Here is a 17,877-nt window from a genome sequence, read left to right on the forward strand (position 1 = left end):
TAATGGAGAAATCTAATCGGTATGTTATACCTGAGAGAAGAGTGAGGAGTTATCCAAGGGTTGTAAAAGGAAAACCTCAAAAATACCCAAGAAAAAGCCAGTCAATCTCTTAACTGACTGGCATTACGCTGAGTGCGGGGTTTTTAAATGCTCTCATTTTAAACAATAGGCTCTAATCCATTGCCAGAGCATCTTGGACATCTACCATTCAGCCCCATCACCACCACATTGTTTACAAAAAATTGTATCTACAGTATTAAATGTTTGTTTGTAAATATCTCTTAAATCTTTTTCTTCTAATTGGTTAGGATTTTTTGTATCTAATAAAATTGATGTATCTTTGTTTGCATTTATAAATCCCTTAATCTATTCCAGACTAACAGAACGTCCTTTATATTTTCTAGTTAAAACTTCAGTTCTATGCTTATATAATTTTAAGCCATTATTTAATTCAATCTCCAACAGCACACACTTTTTATCATTCATACGTGATAATTTCAGAAGTCTTCCATCATCGATACAATAACGATGACTAGAATTTTCTAAAAATATTTTACTTTTCTTGCCAAAAATATAAGCATATAAATTTTTTTCTTGTGCTAAATCCTTTATATTTTCTAATGTTTTTTCTAATAGATCCATTTTTCTACTCTTAATTTGATCTCATACAATTATTACTTCAAATTTACAAATTTCAAGATAAACATGATTGCAATTATAAAAACCCCTCGCCTCATCCTCCGCCAATGGCAAGACGCTGACACTGCCCCATTTATCCAAATGTGCGCAGATGATGAGGTCATGCGTTATTTTCCCGCCCCACTGATACCTGAACAAAGTCTACAATTTATTCAAAAGGTGACTCGGCAGATTGATCAGCATGGCTGGGGTTTATGGGCAGTTGAACTAAAACAGACTAAAGAATTTATTGGCTTTATTGGCCTGCAACCACAACCTGATCTTTTTGAGTTTTCGCCCTGTGTTGAAATTGGCTGGCGTCTGGCGAAAAAGTGTTGGCATCGAGGTTATGCTACTGAAGGTGCACGTGCAGTCCTAGATTATGCCTTTAATACTTTAAACCTAGATAAAGTTGTGTCGTTTACTGCCAAATCAAATACCCCATCTGAGGCTGTGATGAAAAAGATAGGTATGGTAAAGACTCAAGAATTTCAGCATCCAAAGCTGCCGGAAGATCACCCTTTATGTTGGCATGTATTGTATGAAATCAATCAAAGTAATTACTCAGGTAAATAAGACACGGCTCAAATCCTCCCTAAACATTTATTAAAAAAGATCTTTCAGTAGCTTAATGAGCTGATGTATTTATCATGTTTATTCATTTTTATGATTTCTATTGGATAAAATCTTATAAAGATCAATCTTTAAACGATATGAAATTCCGCCTTATCTTCAATAAAAATAATATATTGTATTCATTGATATTTTGATCATTTTCATTCAATTTATATTCTATTAAAAAGATAAGTAAATAGTTTTTATCCACTATATTGAATAAATAATAATTGCTATGATTGCGCCCATTCAGAGTACCAAATTTGACTATATCTTTTATAAAACCTCTATTTACTCTCTCCAAATAGGGAATCTCTATAGTGGTTTGGTGAACTCTGACCCGATCGAATTAACGTGAACTGTTGCAGTACATTTGCATTTTCCCTGCCGGAGCCACATGCGACTCGATCTAAGGTCAGCTGAAAGTGTAATAAAACTCCACTTTAACATGACCTTAAAATGCATATACTTTAGGCAACACGAAAATTAGGACATCTTTATGAAAAAGCTACTTGGCGTTTTACTCAGTGCATCTGTACTGACTTTAACTGCATGCGGAAAACAAGAAGCACCTGCAACGGATGCAGCACAAAACAAAGACTCAGGTGAACTGCAAACTGTTACTATGGCATCTACTGGTTCAGATGCTGACGTATGGCGCTACATTTCAACTTTGCCTGAAACTAAACAAGCCGGCATCAAACTTGATGTGAAAAACTTCACTGACTATGTGGCGATGAATACTGCTGTTGCCAACAAAGAAATTGATGTCAACGCATTCCAGTCTTATGCCTATATGGTTGCTTATAACGACGCCAATACTCAAAAGATCGCTCCGCTTTCTACGACTTATCTTGAGCCAATGGGGATCTACTCAAGCAAAGTAAAAAAAGTAGAAGAATTTAAAACAGGTGCGACGATTGCAATTCCAAACGACGGTGCGAATGAATCACGCGCATTGTTATTATTACAATCTGCTGGTCTGGTAAAACTTAAACCAAACTTTGACCTGGTAAAAGGCACGCCTGCTGACATTACTGAAAATGCGAAACAGATTGTGATTAAGCCAATTCAAATGGCGACCGCAGTTCGTGTGAAAGATGAAGTTGATGCGATTGTTCTAGGTAATACTTTGGCAATGGAAGGTGGTCTGAACGTATTGAAAGATGCGATCTATTACGAAGCGATTGATCAAAGTACTAAAATGAATGTTAACGTTTTAGCTGTCGCTGCTGACCGTCAAAATGATCCTGTACTTCAAAAAGTTGGCCAGTTGTATCATACTCCTGCTGTGAAAGCCTATGTTGATGAACACTTCGGTGGTACTAAAGTTGCTGTAAATAAACCAGTGACTTATTTAACCGAAGAAAAGTAATACAATAATCAATATTCAGAACAGGCAAGATTTCTTGCCTGTTTTTTTATTCGTGATGCAGTATTTGACACTATGATTGAATTTAAAGACATCTCCAAACAGTATGAGCTCAAGGGTCAAACCTTACGTGCCTTGAATCGGATCAATTTACAGATTCCAACCGGCAGTATCTTTGGCATTATTGGCTATAGTGGTGCTGGTAAAAGTACCCTGATCCGCCTGATTAATCTGCTTGAACGCCCAACGTCTGGTCAGGTGATTATCAATGGCACGAACTTTACTGCTTTGGATGCCAAATCATTGCGTCAGGAACGTACCCAGATCGGCATGATTTTTCAGCATTTTAACTTGATGCAGACTAAAACAGTGGCTGCCAATATTGAAATGCCAATGAAGTTGCTTGGCTGGAGTAAGGCTGAACGGGAAAAACGTCTCGAAGAACTGCTGGATTTTATTGACCTAAAACATAAGCGTCATGCTTTTCCGGACGAGTTATCAGGCGGTCAAAAGCAGCGTGTCGGTATTGCGCGTGCCCTCGCGAATCATCCCAAAATTCTGCTGTGTGATGAAGCAACTTCTGCTTTAGATCCGCAAACCACCAAATCTGTACTGCAATTGCTGAAACGCATTAATCAGGAACAAGGCATTACCATTGTTATGGTCACCCATGAAATGGATGTCATTGAGACCGTATGTGATTATGTGGCTGTCATGGAAAAAGGTGATGTGATTGAAACCGGTTCTACCCTGCAGATCTTTAGTCAACCTCAGCATCCAACAACCAAGAATTTCATTCAAACTGTACTCCAGCAAAACTTGCCAGTGAATATTCTGGCGAATCTGGAAAACCAGAATCATCACAGTATTTATTGTTTAAAATTCCTGGGCAGCTCAGCGCAGGAAACCGTGATTCAAGGTGTGATCAAACAGTTTGATGTCAGTTTAAATATCCTGTTTGCCAATATGACAGAAATTAATGGTTCAGTGATTGGCCAGATGTTTATCCAACTTTTAGGCGATCCAGCGCAAATCACAGCGGCAATGCAATATCTGAGAGATAACGGCGTACAAGTCGATCAAGCAGGAGTACAAGAATGAGAGACTTAATTGTACAGTGGTTGACCACTATTACTGCGCCATTCTGGAAAAGTTCACTATCGATGGATCAGTTTGTTACTGCACTGCAAGAAACCTTTCACATGGTGTTCTTCGCAATGCTGTTTGGCTGTATCTGGGGCTTTATTCAGGCGATCATTTTACTTGTCACTCGTCCAAACGGCATTCTGCCAAACCGTGTGATTTACCACGTTCTAAACCCGATTGTGAATGCACTGCGTTCCCTGCCATTTATTATTTTGCTAATTGCGGTGATTCCACTTACTAAATTTTTGGTCGGTACTTCTATCGGGACTTGGGCAGCGATTGTGCCTTTAACGATTTATGTCGGTCCTTATATTGGCCGTTTGGTAGAAACATCTTTACTTGAAGTGAATGAAGGCATTATTGAATCTGCACAAGCCATGGGCGCAACACCAATGCAGATCATCTTTAAGTTTATTCTGCCGGAAGCACGTAGCTCACTGATTCTGAACCTGACCACAGCAACCATCAGCTTGATTGGTGCAACAGCGATGGCAGGTGCAGTCGGCGCCGGTGGTATTGGCGACTTAGCGATTTCTTATGGTTACCAGCGTTTTGATACCTCTGTCGTGATCATGACTGTAATTGTCTTGTTGATCCTAGTGCAGATTGTACAAAGTGTTGGGGACTGGTTATCACGACTTCGTTAAGCTAAATATATAAGAATAAAACCCTCTTTTTGAGGGTTTTATTCTTATATAAAAATCTATAACACCATAATAAATCTATTAACTATCGAGGTTGGCGACATGGATGTCGCCCGTTGGATTGTGATATATGGACATATCATCAAACCAACAGAAGATTTTTGTTACTTTTGATCTTTCAAAGTAAAGTAAGAGATTTAGTGTACTCGCTCATGAATTATAGAAATCATTTATTTTTGAAATTTCAATTCTTCTGAATTTATGAGCTGTCTATTAAAATTATTACTAAATATTATTTTCTTTTGATCTTAGGATAACCAACCTTACCTTTAAAAGTTTCCCCTTACTTTTGACGGGGCAAAAGTAACAAAACCCCTTTGTTGATCTGATGGCACTTCCTTGTGCCACAGATCAACTGGCGACATCCATGTCGCTGGGCTATAGATTTAATTTCAGGGAAATTATCCTTGTTTAAGTAGAATAATCACTCCAAAGCCCACTTTAAATTAAGATCTAAAAGTTCACCATTTCCCCTCAATTTCAAACTGAAACAATAAATCCCGTGCTAAACTATCGAGTGGTTTTTGCAGGGACTCATTTATGCACTTTGTTCATCTTGGTATTCATACAGAATTTTCGATTACTGAATCCATCGTACGTATACCTGACTTGGTCAAAGCTGCTGCGAATGACGAGATGCCAGCACTCGCGCTGACTGATTTATCCAACTTACATGCCGCGGTAAAATTCTATAAAAAATGTCTAGATAAAGGCATCAAACCGATTCTCGGTTCTGAAATCCGCCTGAATGATGCCGAGCATCGTGTCACCCTGCTATCCATGACTAACAAAGGCTGGCGCAACCTGACCGAACTGGTTTCTGAAGGTTATATCAGCGGCCAGCAACTGGATATTCCCTGCGTACAGAAAGATTGGATCTTGAACCAGCACGATGACATGATCGTGTTATTGGGCATGCAATCCGATGTCGGCAAAATGCTGATTACCTCAAATCCTGATAAAGCTGAACCGCTACTACAAGAATGGGTAGAGAAATTTGGCAACCGTGTTTATCTAGCCCTCACCCGCACCGGCCGTGCTAATGAAGATACTTTCATTGAAGAAGCGGTAAAGCTCGCTAAAAAATATAACATCGGTGTGGTTGCACATAATGACGTGCACTTTATTGCCCGTGAAGATTTTGAAGCACATGAAGCGCGTGTCTGTATCGCAGATGGTTATGTGCTTGGTGATAATCGCCGTCCTAAAACCTATAGCCCTGAGCAATATTTTAAAAGCTCAACAGAAATGGCGGAACTGTTTAGCGATATTCCAACCGCGATTGAAAACACCTTCCATATCGCAAAACGTTGTAATGTCACCCTACGTTTAGGTTTCAACGACTTACCAGATTACCCAATTCCTGAAGGCCATACTATTGACACCTACTTCGCACATTTATGTGAAGAAGGTTTAGAAGAACGCCTGAACTTCCTGTATCCACCAGAAAAACGTGAAGAAGATTGGCCTATAATCCGTCAGCCTTATGATGAACGTCTGGCCTTTGAGATCAAGATTATTCTGGATATGGGCTTCCCAGGGTACTTCTTGATCGTGATGGACTTCATTCAATGGTCCAAAGGAAATGGCGTACCGGTAGGTCCGGGCCGTGGTTCAGGTGCGGGTTCCCTCGTAGCCTATAGTTTGAAAATTACCGATCTTGATCCTCTGCGCTATGACCTGCTGTTCGAACGTTTCTTGAACCCGGAACGTGTTTCGATGCCCGACTTTGACGTCGATTTCTGTATCGCTGGTCGTGACCGCGTAATTGACTATGTGGCACGGACTTATGGTCGTGATGCGGTATCGCAGATTGCGACTTTCGGTACCATGGCAGCGAAAGGTGCGATTCGAGATGTAGCCCGTGTCTTGGGTAAATCTTATGGTCTGGCTGATCGTATTTCCAAACTGATTCCAACCAAGCCTCTGGGTTTAAGCCTTGAAGAATCATTGGAAGCTGAACCTCAACTGAAAGATATCGTCACCAATCCATCGAATCCCGATTATGACGATGCCTCAGAAATCTGGGAAATGGCACTCAAGCTTGAAGGCATTACCCGTAATACCGGTAAACATGCCGGTGGTGTAGTGATTGCACCGACCAAACTGACCGACTATTCAGCCGTGATGTGTGATGCGGATGGTACAGCACGTGTTGCTCAATTTGATAAGGATGATGTCGAAGCTGCCGGTCTAGTGAAATTCGACTTCTTGGGTCTACGTAACCTGACCGTTATTGAAGATGCCATCAAGCACATCAATGCACGCCCAGACGTGACCGAACCGGTGAATATTTCCTATATTCCGCTGGATGACAAGCCAGCCTATAACATCTTCGCGACGGCGAATACAACCGCGGTATTCCAGTTTGAATCCGTCGGCATGAAAAAGATGTTGAAGGAAGCACGTCCTAGCAAGTTCGAAGAAATTATCGCCTTCGTATCGTTATATCGTCCGGGTCCAATGGATCTGATTCCTGACTTTATCCATCGTATGCATGGTGGCGAGTTTGAATACCTGCATCCATTACTGGAAAAGGTATTAGAGCCGACTTACGGGATCATGGTATACCAAGAACAGGTAATGCAGTCGGCACAGTTCTGTGCCGGCTATAGCTTGGGTGGTGCGGACTTACTTCGTCGTGCGATGGGTAAGAAAAAACCTGAAGAAATGGTCAAGCAGCGTAAGATCTTCATTGAAGGTGCTGCGAAAAAAGATATCGATGAAGCAACGGCGAACCATATCTTCGACTATATGGAAAAATTCGCAGGCTATGGCTTTAACAAATCGCATGCTGCAGCCTATGCACTTGTCGCCTATCAAACAGCTTGGTTGAAAGCGCATTATCCTGCTGAATTCATGTCAGCGGTGATGACCTCGGAAATGCAGAACACTGATAACGTGGTGTTCCTGATTGATGATTGCCGTCATAACGGACTGGAAGTATTACCACCATCGGTGAATATGTCGATTTACCAGTTCCATGCCAGTGATCCAAAAACCATTGTTTATGGTTTGGGTGCGATTAAAGGCGTCGGTGAAGCGGCAATGCAGTCCGTGATTGAATCACGTCAGAAAGAAGGTCCATATAAAGACCTGTTTGACTTCTGTCACCGTATTGACCTGAAGAAAATCAACAAACGTACGCTCGAAGCCTTGATCCGTGCGGGTGCACTAGATTGTCTAGGCATTGAACGTGCTGACCTAATGGCACAATTGCCTGAAGCGGTACAAGCTGCGGATCAGGCGCGTCAGAACCGTGAAACCGGGATCATGGATCTGTTCGGGGAAGTTGAAGAAGTCCAACGTAAACCTGCCAAACCGGTGAAACCTTGGTCAGATGAAGTTCGTCTGAAAGGTGAAAAAGATACCTTAGGTCTATACCTGACTGGTCACCCAATTGATGTATATCGTAATGAACTAAAAGCTTTTGTACCTTGTCAGATCAATGAATTAACCCCAACCCGTCGTGGTGTAACGACTGTGTTTGCCGGTCTGGTAGTCGATGTCGCTAACTTCCCGAACCGGATGATGGTGACATTAGATGATGGTACGGCACGTATCGAAATTTCCACCAACCATGAACGCTTCCAGCGCTTTAAAGACATCGTTCAGGTCGATAAAGTGGTAGTGATTGAAGGTGAAATCTACGAACGTGAAGGTTTTGACCGTCCACTCGGTCGTTTAACTAAGGCCTTTAGCCTGAATGAAATCCGTCAGAAACGTGCTAACAGCATCAAGATTACCTTGCAAGCTGAACATTACAGCAAAACCCTCAGCCGTGACTTGCAGCAGATTCTAGTGCCATATACCAATGTGGACATGAGCACGCATATTCCCGTGATTCTATATCTGGATTATGGCTATGCCACGGCCGAACTGCATCTGGGTTTAAGCTGGAAAGTTGCGCCGCTGGATGATCTTCTCGCCAAGCTGCGTGATTATTTTGGCAAGACTGCGCTCTATATCGAGTATCAGGTGAAGTCTAAAGCTGCACGTGCCGTATCTTATGAACAAGCCAAGCCGGTCGAGGTTCCGCCCCCACCTGCTGACATGAGTATGGACGATGCTCTGGCACAATATGAAGCTGAATCTCAGCCGCAGTATTCATAAATCTCCCATTTTAATATATCCAAACTGGAATCATCATGAGTCAAATTGACAATGCTGCTGTTTCAGCACATCTCTCTCATGTGCGTATTGTCATGGTTAATACTACCCTGCCTGCCAATATTGGTAGTGCCTTACGTGCCATGAAAACCATGGGCCTGTGCAAGCTGGTTCTGGTTGCGCCTAAAACCTACCCACATCCGGACATTGATGCCCTAGCTGCAGGTGCAACCGATCTGATCGAGCAGATTGAAATCGTAGAAACGCTAGAAGAAGCCATTAAGGATTGCCAGATCGTCTTTGGGACCAGTGCGCGTAGCCGCACCATTCCATGGCCTTTACTAGATGTCCGTCCAGCCGCAGAAAAAGCACTTTCAACTGTAGTTGAAGATAAACAGGAAATTGCGATTCTGTTTGGCCGTGAAGACCGCGGTCTGACCAATGAAGAACTGGCAATGGCGAATTATCACTTAACCATTCCTGTGAATACGGATTATGGTGTTTTGAATGTTGCTCAAGCCATTCAGGTGATCTGCTATGAACTGCGTATGGCAGCACTGGATCAGGTTGAACACCCACGTGATCCAAAAGCCACCATGCAAGTCATTGATGGCATTGAAATGGAATGGGATGAACCACTGGTGACCCATGAACAGATGGAACAGTTCTACCCGCATCTGGAAAAAATGCTGGCAGAAATTGAATTTATGGATCCAAAAAACCCACGATTACTTCCTTTACGCTTGCGTCGCCTTTTCGGACGTATACAATTAGATCGTATGGAATATCACTTACTTCGTGGTATTTTCACTCGTGTTCAGGCACTGAATAACGGCACCTGGAAAAAATCTTCCCATACATCACAACAGGATGAGGATCAAAACTAATGCTAAAACAGCTCAAAGAAGATATCCAAGCTGTCTTTGCGCGCGATCCTGCAGCACGCAATACCTTAGAAGTCTTAACCACCTACCCTGGCATCCATGCACTGATTATGCATCGCATGGCACATGAGCTATGGAAAAAAGACTGTAAAGGTACAGCGCGTGTTTTGTCCTCTTTTAGCCGTTTTGCAACAGGTATCGAAATTCACCCAGGTGCCAAGATTGGTAAACGTTTTTTCATTGATCATGGCATGGGCGTTGTGATTGGTGAAACTGCGGAAATTGGCGATGATGTCACCTTGTATCATGGTGTGACTTTGGGTGGTACCACCTGGAATAAAGGCAAGCGTCACCCGACTCTGGAAGATGGTGTTGTTGTTGGTGCAGGTGCTAAAATCCTGGGGCCATTCACGGTAGGTAAAAATGCCAAGGTTGGTTCCAATGCTGTGGTTACCAAAGCAGTTCCGCCGAATACCACAGCGGTCGGCAATCCTGCCCGATTTATTACCAAAGACCAGCCAAAAGAGGATGCTGAAGCACGTCGTCGTGATTATGCGGAAAGCATTGGTTTCCAGCCTTATGCAACTACACAGGATCAGACAGACCCGATTCTAGAAGGTATGCGTGTTCTACTTGACCGTATTCAACAAAATGAAAAACGCATGAATACACTGTGCAACCGCCTGTCTCTGCTTGACCCGACTTTTAAGAAAAACCAGTTAAATGAACAGCCGTTTAGCAAGGAAGAACTTAAAATTCTGGAAGATGCGCGCCGTGAGTGCGAAGCACAAACCAGTCAGTCCAAGGCCTGACTATAAATCGTAATTCTTTTGTAACACGCATTTGCTTGCATGATCGCAGCACTTTTCATAGACTGACGATCATGCATTTTTTGAATAGATGTTTTAAAAAATAACATGAATGGACGGATATTATGACCTTGAAGCCCTTAGCAATTGCTTGCTTAGCTTTTACCATGACGGCGTGCTCTATGGCACCGACCTCAAGCAAACAAGAACAGAAACCAGCTGATCAGGTAGTTTTTGTTGAACCTGAACTTACTCCGCCATTTTATGCTTTAAATCCATTTAACTATAACGAACCACCTCCATTTGAAGTTCATTTGCAAAAAGCCGCTGCGCAGCCAGTGACGAAAATGGTGGTCACTGATCCTAAAGATCCGTCTAAACAGTTAACCCTAGATGTGAACAAGCTGATCATCCCGATGGTGGATAGCAATACACGCAGTATGCGTTATGCAGCACTTGCCAATGAAAATGAAATCGACATTACCGAAATCGATGATTTCTTGCAGATGGTAGAAGGTAAAGCGCGTCATTATCCACCCCGCTTTAGCGACCGTCAGGAACGCCGTGGTTTTGAAGCAAAACTTCGCGAAGTTTCTCAACAGCTGGATACTTTGGCTTCACGTCCGAATGCTTCATTTGATGTCTTAATGCGTGCATTTAAGGCCAGCGTGATGGCACGTAATCTTGATTTGGGTTCTATCTATACCACCAAATCAATGACCTATGCACAGCGCATTCTTCGTATTAACCAGGATGATGCTGAAGCAAACTTCTGGTTCGGTTTTGGTCTGTCTGAAGGTGGTGGTCACCGCGAAGCAATTCAGTATCTGGACAAGGCAATGCAGGCAGGTGTTCAAGAAGCTTATTTATCTGCGGCAAATAACTACATTGCCATGGAGAATAAAAAGAACGCTGTTCAGGTTCTGAATAATTACAAAATTAAATATCCGCAAGAAGCTGAAGTCGCTGATCGTCTGATTCAGGAAATTGAAAAACAGGGTCGCTGGAACGTATGGCAAGTCATGCAAACAGCCGCTCCTGCACCAACAACCCCTGCGCCTACACCAGCACAATAAGCTATATTTCAGATTCATAATATTACAAATAGACCGCTCCGGCGGTCTATTTTTATGGGAAAAAATTAGTAAAATACAAAGCATTATCAAGCTTTATAATTTTAAATGAGTGTTCAAAGTCTTTATGCACGAGAAAATAAATAAGATAGCATTACTTTGCACTGTACTCATGACAGCTGTACTGAGTGGCTGTCAGGTGGTGAGTGTTAAAGAGCAGGCTATTAATGTCACCATCAATAATGAACGCGATAGCATTCTTACACGCGATAAGTTGAGTGAAGCCAGTCTGAATGTCCTGTCCATGACCGGACGTGAAGCACAAGTCTGTGAAAATAATCCAGAAGAATGTGTGAAAGAGCTACAAGAAATTCCACAGATTCTGGATGAGCAATTACTTTCAACATCGAGTGAATTATATCTAGCTAAATCACTCCAGCTTGGTAAATCGGCTGAATGTAAAACCAGTGCTCTGGCTAAGACCCGATCTGAAGAAAAACAGCAACTGCAAACCCAGAACCTGCAAAAATGTCAGGAACAGCAGTTACAAATGCTGGATAAAAGTATCCGCTACAGTTATGCCTATCTGTTTCAGACTGAACGTGCACCACAGGACCGGATCTTCGACAACCGACAAGTTCAGATTCGTGACTTTTATAACCTGGCAATTGCTCATTTAATCCAGATCTACGCGGAACGTTATAAAACTAAAGAAGCCGGTCAACGTCTGCAGGTTGGCAACAGCGTCTATACCATTAATCTGGACAATTTCCCCCAGCTCAAGAATCAGCCAATTGAACAGTTAATGTCGACCTATAACATGAACTTCTCTGGTCTGCGCTCGATTACCCGTCGTGACGGTTTCGGCTCTGAGTTTCTAGTGGTCTTGCCAGAAGAAGAAATTTCCAAAAAAGATAAAAAATATCTGGTCGATCCACTAAATCACCAATATCAAAATGGCATAAATCCTTTTATTCATTCAGCACGTTATCTGGCAACCACGATTACCGCCATTCCAGAATCAGCAAACTCTGTAGAACAGATCCTGAATAACAGCAACTTCCATTTAAAACTTTATGACCCGTATAAATATGACAAGATTAAAGTTGCCAATAAGGAATATGCTTTAGCGGCAAACTTTTCAGCGCCTTATGGGCTATGGCTGGCAGAAAACAATCTGGGACGCGCAGCTTATCTGACACTGATCAATCGTGACGATAATCTGGTCATGCCGCATCTGTTTATGCTGGAACCTTACAATCCAAATAAGAAGGTTTTATTGCTGATTCATGGTTTGGCCAGCAGCCCGGAAGCCTGGATTCGTTTAACGAATGATATTATGGGTGATCCGGTCTTAAGAGAAAATTTCCAGGTGTGGCAGGTCTTCTACTCAACCAACATGCCTATTCTGGAAAGCCGTTTCCAGATTAATGCGCTGCTTCAACAAGGTTTCGCGCGTATTAGCAATAATGCACCAGCCAAAAAAGAAGCTGTACTGGTCGGACACAGTATGGGTGGTGTCATTGCCCGTCTATTGGTGAGTGATGCAGATATTACCGAGCCCGCTTTTAATATTGTAAAAGATTCAAAGCTGACCAAGTTCCGGGACAATCCACTCTTTAAAGCGCGTTTCAAAATGCAGCCTGTTCCGAATTTCAGTCGTGCTATTTTCCTGGCAGCACCGCATAAAGGGACCGATTATGCAGATCGCTGGCATACCAAATTGGCACGTAAAATTATTCGTGTGCCGAGTGCCTTTTTGGGTGCATTTGCCGATACTGTCCAAGGTGAAATTGGCTTAAGTGATTTTCTGCATGAAGTTGGTCGTGACCTGATTCAGAATGGGCCGAGTGATCTTAGTAAGAAATCAAAATTCACGGCACTGACTAAAGATATTAATCCGGCACCAGGTTTCAAATTTCACTCGATTATTGGCAACAATACAGATAGCGATGATGAAAATATTATGACTGATGATGTCGTCGCTTATCAGAGTGCATATCTTGAAGGTGCGGCTTCCAATAAAATTATCAAAGGTGGACATTCCGTTCAGGAAACTCCCGAGGCTGTACTGGAACTCCGCCGCCTTCTCAGATTACATCTGGTCGACCTGGGATTGTATGATTCTGATTAAATTTTGATAAGCGATATAAAAAAGCTGCCTATCGGTGGCTTTTTTTATGGGCAACCCATGTATCAATACCCTTTTATTCTTTATATCGACTAAGTCCGTACAAATACAGATTCCTGCGGATTTATGTTTCTTTCTAAAAATTAAATTTGTTAGACTTGAGACAATTATTTTTGACATTCAAACCAGTCTTTACAGGATTTTAGCTTAGGCTATTTTCCAGGTTTTCCGAGGATAGTGTTTCGGAAAAAGATTTCGGTTTTGCTTTATATATTTAAAGGATTTTTTCTTAATGACCAGTTCAGAACTTGTGGCTGATCTCTCTAGCTTAACGCCCATGATGCAGCAATACATGTCGGTCAAAATGCAGCATCCACACTCATTGATGTTCTATCGCATGGGTGATTTCTATGAACTGTTCTTTGAAGATGCCCATAAGGCCGCCAAAATTTTAGGCATTACCCTGACCCATCGCGGTAAAGCCAATGGTCAGCCAATTCCGATGGCCGGTGTACCTTTCCATGCTGCTGAAGGATATCTGGCTCGTCTGGTAAAAAAAGGCGAAACGGTGGTGATCTGCGAGCAGATCGGTGAAGTGACTGGTAAAGGTCCAGTTGAACGTGGGGTCGTCCGAATTATCACTCCCGGGACTTTAACTGATGATGCCTTATTAGGTGCGCATCAAACCTCCAACCTGGTTGCTCTGTGTGTTCAACACCAACAAATCGGAATTGCACTTCTCGACCTGAGTGCGGGTTTATTTAAAGTCCAGCAAATCGATTATGACTTAAGTCAGTTAGCCATTGAGTTGGCACGCCTGATGCCAAGCGAAATTGTGATTGATGAAAATCTGCAAGATCAAGCTCTGGTAAAACACTTAAAACAACAACTAGATGTTCCAATCAGTAAACGTCCGAATGTCGACTTCAACCAGAACAATGCCCAGAAGACCTTATGCGACCAGTTTGCAGTAAGTACACTTTCAGGTTTCGGAATTGATCATCTGCCTTTGGCCAAAGCTGCTGCGGCTGCATTGATTCACTATGCTAAAGAAACCCAGAAAACGGCTTTACCGCATATCCGAACCATTCAACTGGAACAAAGTTCAGACTTTATTGCACTGGATCCAGTCACCCGTCGCAACCTCGAATTGATTGAGCCTTTATTTGAACATGGCACTTCATTGTTTCAGCTGATCAATGACTGTCAGACCGCTATGGGTGGCCGTCTGCTTAGCCGCACCCTGATGCAACCGCTTCGTGATACTGCGATACTGGATGAGCGACTGGATGCGACACAGGCATTGCTTGAAGGTTTCCATGAATCGCCAGTCCGTCTTGTCTTAAAAGAAATCAGTGATATTGAACGTGTACTCAGCCGTATCGCTTTAGGTAGTGCTCGTCCACGCGATCTGGTTCAATTACGTCAAGCTTGTGCACAGATTCCATTTTTACGCCATGCGTTACAACCGCTGTTAAGTCAGCAGAATTCGAAATTATTGCAACAGCTGAATGAAGAACTGGGCGATTTTCATGGCCTGCATCAGCGCCTGATGTCAGCTATTGTTGAAAATCCGCCGGTACTGCTACGTGATGGCAATGTCATTGCAGAAGGTTTCGATAGCGAGCTGGATGAGCTGCGTAAAATCCGTGATCATGCCGGCCAGTTCCTGATTGATCTGGAAATTAAGGAACGGGAGCAAAGTGGCATTCCTACCCTGAAAATCGGCTATAACCGTGTCAGTGGTTATTATATCGAACTGACTCGTGCACAAGCTGAACAGGCACCTGAACATTATATCCGTCGCCAAACGCTGAAAAATGCTGAGCGTTATATCACGCCTGAACTAAAAGCTTTTGAAGATAAAGTATTGTCTAGCGAATCCCGTGCACTTGCTCGCGAGAAAATGCTATTCGAAATGTTGCTGGATGAACTGCGTCAGGATATTGGCAATCTACAGATGATGAGCAGTGCGATTGCCCAGATCGATCTGTTGGCAAACTTTGCCCATCAGGCACGTTTACGCAATTGGGCACGACCAAAATTCAGCCCTGAAATTGGTGTGAAAATCGTTGCCGGCCGTCATCCTGTGGTTGAAGCCTTAAGCAAAGCAGCCTTTACTCCAAATGATACCCAGCTGGATTATCAGCACCGTATGGCCATTATCACCGGTCCAAATATGGGTGGTAAATCCACCTTTATGCGCCAGACTGCCCTGATTGCCCTACTGGCTTATTGCGGTAGTTATGTGCCAGCGCAATCGACAACACTGGGTCCAATTGACCGAATCTTTACCCGGATTGGCTCTGCAGATGATTTGTCGACTGGCAAATCAACCTTTATGGTGGAAATGACGGAAACTTCGCAAATTCTGCATCATGCTACCAGCCAGTCGCTAGTCCTGATGGATGAAGTGGGTCGTGGAACCAGTACCTATGACGGGCTGTCCCTGGCTTGGGCTTGTGTGCTGGATCTGACTAAACGGATTCAATGTCTATGTCTGTTCGCAACGCATTATTTTGAGCTAACCGAACTGGACAAAGAAGCAGGAATTGATAACTATCATGTCACAGCCAAAGAACTAAATGGCAACCTTATTCTGCTGCATAAAGTCCAACATGGCCCAGCTAGCCAGAGTCATGGTTTACAAGTGGCTAAACTGGCAGGTATTCCTGCGGCTGTAATTAAAGAAGCTCAGCATCGCTTGAAGATTCTGGAAAAGCAGCATCAGGCCAAACCACAGAGTCCGCAGCATGATCTGTTTGCGATGCCTGAAATCATCGAAAAAGTCATCGAGATTGAAAAGCCTTCAGCAGCGCTTGAATTATTAGAAGACATTGATGTCGACAATCTGAGCCCACGTGAAGCATTACAGCAACTTTATGCTCTTAAAGATCTCATGAAACAGCCAAGTTAAAATCTCTTCTAAGCCCTATCCCGCATAGGGCTTAGCTGATGATGATTCTCATTCCCTAAGCCTTTCATCCAATCATCGCAGTTTTTTCAAATTTAACAGCCCTATATATAACAAATATCAATAAAAGGAATTGTTTGTTCCCTCTATTTTTGCCTAAAATACGGTATTCGTCATTAGAACCATATTTTTTAGGTAGCTGTCGCCATGACCTTCGTTGTCACTGAAAATTGTATTAAATGTAAATATCAAGACTGTGTTGAAGTTTGCCCAGTAGACTGTTTCTATGAAGGTCCTAACTTCCTTGTGATTAACCCGGACGAGTGTATCGACTGCGCGTTATGTGAGCCTGAATGTCCTGCGAATGCAATTTTCTCTGAAGATGAATTACCGGAAGGTCAAGAAGTCTTTATCGAGCTAAATGCTGAACTGTCTCAAAAATGGCCGAACATCACACAAATTGGTGAGCAACCTGCTGACCGTGAAGAGTGGAATGGTAAAACTGATAAATTACAATATCTTGAAAAATAATTTTTCAAATCTTAAAAAAAGACCAGCATAGACTGGTCTTTTTTATACCCCATCCACACATTTCATTGCAATTTATCCTGATTTTCTCCGTAAAAGTGGACTAAAATAGCGCTATTTTAAAATATCTGAATTGCTATCAATGAAGCATTTAATAAAGGGGTTATTGAGTGTTTGTATAATCCCGCTTGTCTTTGTAGGATGTGCTACCACCACAAAACAGTCTGGTAAGGTAACTCCAGATAAAAGGATTTACATCCCAGAAGAACGAGTCCAGTACAACCATAAACCACAGCCTAAACCGGTTCCTTATGTCTATACTCACTGGGTATCGGCACTGAATAACCTGTCTCTTGTACGTGAATATGAAAACTTTTTGGCCCAGCAAGGGGTCGGAAATATTATTCCAAGTTTTGAGCTGATGCGTACTGCACGGGATTGGGCTAAATGTGGTCGATCGCAATATATGATTCCAAGCCGTGAGCTCTGGTCAAATCAGGTGCCTACTTTACGTGTCTTCAAATATCTGGTTGCTGCCAATGTACTGACTGATTTTGAAGTCACTTCGGTTTATCGTGACCTGCCTTTAAATCAGTGTGCCGGTGGAGCCAATTCTTCACGTCACCTGTTTAACTCGGCAATTGATTTTCGGATCGGACCTGAGTACCCACAGGCTCAGGATTATGCAGCAATTGAAAATACCAAGTTCAAACTGTGCCAGTTTTGGTTACAGCATGGACAAAGCCTGAATATGGGGCTCGGTTTATATGCCTCTGGCCAAATCCATATTGATACCCAAGGTTATCGCACTTGGGGTCCGGATTTAAGCCGTCGCTCATCAATGTGTAATTACTAAGTCATTCCATTTACTATACAAAGCCAGCTTTTGGCTTTGTATAGCCTAAAAAACCAG

Annotated in this window: 13 protein-coding genes; 12 read left to right on the top strand and 1 reads right to left on the bottom strand. The window is 42.6% G+C overall.

Translation table 11 applies throughout. The annotated features are described in order from the left end of the window. Positions 1 to 366 precede the first annotated feature (366 nt). Positions 367 to 642: a hypothetical protein gene (locus FTV18_RS11650; protein WP_159122780.1), complete on the bottom strand. Its 276-nt coding sequence runs from the start codon at positions 640 to 642 to the stop codon at positions 367 to 369. Positions 643 to 714: 72 nt separating this feature from the next. Here FTV18_RS11650 and FTV18_RS11655 point away from each other — a divergent pair, with 72 nt between their 5' ends. From FTV18_RS11655 to FTV18_RS11710, 12 genes are all read left to right on the top strand, one after another. Next, entirely contained in the window at positions 715 to 1,254 is a 540-nt protein-coding gene (locus FTV18_RS11655; RefSeq protein WP_180018211.1) for a GNAT family N-acetyltransferase, read from the top strand. Positions 1,255 to 1,792: 538 nt separating this feature from the next. Continuing rightward, the gene (locus FTV18_RS11660) at positions 1,793 to 2,668 is read left to right on the top strand and encodes a MetQ/NlpA family ABC transporter substrate-binding protein (protein ID WP_004786195.1); all 876 of its coding nucleotides are present in this window, start codon (positions 1,793 to 1,795) and stop codon (positions 2,666 to 2,668) included. Between the two features lie 72 nt (positions 2,669 to 2,740). Continuing rightward, complete coding sequence (locus FTV18_RS11665; RefSeq protein ID WP_104426216.1) at positions 2,741 to 3,766, top strand: methionine ABC transporter ATP-binding protein; 1,026 nt, start codon at positions 2,741 to 2,743, stop codon at positions 3,764 to 3,766. After that, positions 3,763 to 4,458, top strand: coding sequence for a methionine ABC transporter permease (locus tag FTV18_RS11670; protein WP_180003144.1), 696 nt, complete (start codon positions 3,763 to 3,765; stop codon positions 4,456 to 4,458). The genes FTV18_RS11665 and FTV18_RS11670 overlap by 4 nt, the downstream gene beginning before the upstream one ends. Before the next feature lie 597 nt (positions 4,459 to 5,055). Beyond that, entirely contained in the window at positions 5,056 to 8,628 is a 3,573-nt protein-coding gene (dnaE, locus tag FTV18_RS11675) for a DNA polymerase III subunit alpha (RefSeq protein ID WP_180003147.1), read from the top strand. 35 nt (positions 8,629 to 8,663) lie between these two features. After that, on the top strand, positions 8,664 to 9,512 hold the full coding sequence (locus FTV18_RS11680) for an RNA methyltransferase (protein ID WP_180018171.1): 849 nt from the start codon (positions 8,664 to 8,666) through the stop codon (positions 9,510 to 9,512). Beyond that, positions 9,512 to 10,321 carry a serine O-acetyltransferase gene (gene cysE, locus FTV18_RS11685; RefSeq protein ID WP_159122783.1) on the top strand — a complete coding sequence of 270 codons (810 nt, stop codon included), beginning with the start codon at positions 9,512 to 9,514 and terminating at the stop codon, positions 10,319 to 10,321. The genes FTV18_RS11680 and cysE overlap by 1 nt, the downstream gene beginning before the upstream one ends. 122 nt (positions 10,322 to 10,443) lie before the next feature. Next, entirely contained in the window at positions 10,444 to 11,394 is a 951-nt protein-coding gene (locus FTV18_RS11690) for an ABUW_2363 family tetratricopeptide repeat lipoprotein (protein ID WP_004786208.1), read from the top strand. 124 nt (positions 11,395 to 11,518) lie between these two features. Beyond that, complete coding sequence (locus FTV18_RS11695) at positions 11,519 to 13,525, top strand: triacylglycerol lipase (RefSeq protein ID WP_180018173.1); 2,007 nt, start codon at positions 11,519 to 11,521, stop codon at positions 13,523 to 13,525. Between the two features lie 289 nt (positions 13,526 to 13,814). Beyond that, positions 13,815 to 16,439: a DNA mismatch repair protein MutS gene (mutS, locus tag FTV18_RS11700; protein ID WP_180018175.1), complete on the top strand. Its 2,625-nt coding sequence runs from the start codon at positions 13,815 to 13,817 to the stop codon at positions 16,437 to 16,439. A 204-nt stretch (positions 16,440 to 16,643) separates the two neighbouring features. Beyond that, positions 16,644 to 16,967: a ferredoxin FdxA gene (gene fdxA, locus FTV18_RS11705; RefSeq protein WP_004786212.1), complete on the top strand. Its 324-nt coding sequence runs from the start codon at positions 16,644 to 16,646 to the stop codon at positions 16,965 to 16,967. A gap of 139 nt (positions 16,968 to 17,106) precedes the next feature. After that, positions 17,107 to 17,820, top strand: coding sequence for a D-Ala-D-Ala carboxypeptidase family metallohydrolase (locus FTV18_RS11710; protein WP_004786214.1), 714 nt, complete (start codon positions 17,107 to 17,109; stop codon positions 17,818 to 17,820). The last annotated feature ends 57 nt before the right edge of the window (positions 17,821 to 17,877 follow it).

The organism is Acinetobacter sp. YH12241, assembly GCF_013417535.1.
GTDB lineage: Bacteria > Pseudomonadota > Gammaproteobacteria > Pseudomonadales > Moraxellaceae > Acinetobacter.